The sequence below is a fragment of the Pseudomonas sp. Q1 genome, from assembly GCF_009935975.1.
Lineage (GTDB): Bacteria > Pseudomonadota > Gammaproteobacteria > Pseudomonadales > Pseudomonadaceae > Aquipseudomonas > Aquipseudomonas palleroniana.
In genome coordinates, this window is sequence record NZ_QODI01000091.1 from 1 (window position 1) to 506 (window position 506).

1 protein-coding gene is annotated in these 506 nt (G+C 46.4%); it reads left to right on the forward strand.

The genetic code is table 11. The features are described from left to right. Positions 1-68: 68 nt before the first annotated feature. On the forward strand, positions 69-506 hold a 438-nt coding region (locus tag DK870_RS29280; RefSeq protein ID WP_256679958.1), incomplete at its 3' end, for a hypothetical protein.

Sequence of the window (506 nt, forward strand, 5' to 3'; positions counted from 1 at the left end):
TGCTGGTTTGTGCTTTCTGTCAGGCTGTTCCACACTGGAGTAAATCGCTTCAGGATGTTCAATCTCTGATGACCCAGAAGTTTCCGCTTCAGAAGCCAGTTCAACAACCAAGTAACCAGCAGGTTCCTCAGCATTTTCCACTTCAGAAGCCGGTTCAACAACCAACTTACCAGCAGTTTCCACTTCAGAAGCCAGTTCAACAACAACCTAAACCACAGTTTTCGCTTCAGAAGCCGGTTCAACAACCAACTTACCAGCAGTTTCCACTTCAGAAGCCAGTTAAACAACCTAAACTGCAGTTTCCACTTCAGAAGCCAGTAGTGCAGGCAGATCCCCTTGATAAATGTGCTGTAGCTGATTCAGAGCAGATCCAATGTGGTCTACCTGGGATCAGTAGAGCTGAGTGTGAAGCTATTAACTGCTGCTTTAATGCACAGCAGTGTTTCTATGGGAGGGCGGTAACTGTCCAGTGTATTAGAGATGGTCAGTTTGTGGTAGTGGTGTCT